The organism is Segatella salivae DSM 15606 (genome assembly GCF_000185845.1).
In the GTDB taxonomy this organism is placed as follows: domain Bacteria; phylum Bacteroidota; class Bacteroidia; order Bacteroidales; family Bacteroidaceae; genus Prevotella; species Prevotella salivae.
In genome coordinates, this window is the sequence record NZ_GL629647.1 from 905,130 (window position 1) to 906,505 (window position 1,376).

The following is a 1,376-nucleotide window of genomic DNA, read 5'->3' on the forward strand; positions in this document are numbered from 1 at the left end:
CGTGTCAATATATATGTACATGGAGTCATATACTTCTTTAATACATAAAAATGACTTTGTTCTTGAATCTGTCTTTTTTTCTGATTCACAGAAGAACTTCTTCCTTCAAGGTGAATAATCTTAGGCGAAGAAAGCAGTATACGCTTATATCCAGCTTTTGCCATACGAAGCTGTAGTTCTCCCTCTTCTCCATAAAGAAAAATATTCTCATCAAAACCTCCACACTCTTCTATCGCAGTACGAGGAATAAACATATCAGCTCCACAAATACATTCTACTTCCTTATCCGTATAGTCTGGCGTATAATTTTGTTTACGAAAAAGTCTTCTGAAAAAAGCCCCAATAGTTAATGCGGGGAAATAATGAAAAGACCCACGATAGGTGCCATCATCTCCTATAAGATAACAACCATAGAGAGTTTTAGGTTCATGACTTTCGGCATAATCATAAAATTCTTTTATTGCATTGTTTACCAAAAGCGTATCAGAGTTTAATAGGAAAAAATATTTACCATGCGCAACTCTCATCCCAAGATTATTTCCATATCCAAAGCCACCATTCCGTAAACTTTCAATAAGTATAATCCGATTATCCTTGCTTAAACGTTCAACAGAATCATCTTCTGAGTGATTATCTACAACAATTACTTCAAAATCGACTCCCTTTGTATGAGCATAAATACTGTCTATACACGCCAATGTTAAAGAAGGTGTTCTGTAATTGACAATGATTATGCTTACAGATATATTTATAGGATTAGTTAATTCCATTCAAAAACTTCTTTAGTTTCAGATATGATTTCTCTATATCAAATTCATGAATAAATTTATTCCCATTCAGTGCTATAGTATGACGTAACTGATCATCCTCTATCAATCTTATGATATTCTTAGCTAATGCTTGAGGATCTTTTACTGGAGAGACAAGTGCAGTTTCACCATCTTTTGCCATTTCTAAATAACCTTTATTATCTGTACAAGCAACAGCGCACCCACATTGCATTGCTTCTCCCACTGTTAATCCCCAACCTTCAATCTGACTTGAACCAACATATATTGATGCATTATTATACAACTTGTTAAAGAGTTCTTTTTCTGGGCGTTGGTAATAATCATACCACACAGGTAAATCAGGTTTATCAAATACGCCAAATAATGTTACGTGTAACTGAGGGTGTTTTTCTTTTACAATATCAAAGGCTTTAAAAGCTGTTGAAAAATCCTTTAGAGCACTGGTATGATACATACAAATAACTTCATATTTATTCCTATCCGTTATCGGATTCTTTACATTAAAGAAAGTAAAATCAAATCCATTAGGTATAAAAACAGATTTTTCACCACAACTATTTACTATATCTTTAAGCCACGTTGAAA

At 33.4% G+C, this 1,376-nt stretch carries 2 protein-coding genes; both read right to left on the reverse strand.

Translation table 11 applies throughout. The annotated features are described in order from the left end of the window. Positions 1–770, reverse strand: a 770-nt coding sequence (locus tag HMPREF9420_RS03760) for a glycosyltransferase family 2 protein (RefSeq protein WP_007134111.1), incomplete at its 3' end; no start/stop codon positions are given. After that, positions 757–1,376: glycosyltransferase family 4 protein (locus HMPREF9420_RS14580; RefSeq protein WP_007134112.1), on the reverse strand; the 620-nt coding region annotated here is incomplete at its 5' end. The genes HMPREF9420_RS03760 and HMPREF9420_RS14580, both read right to left, overlap by 14 nt.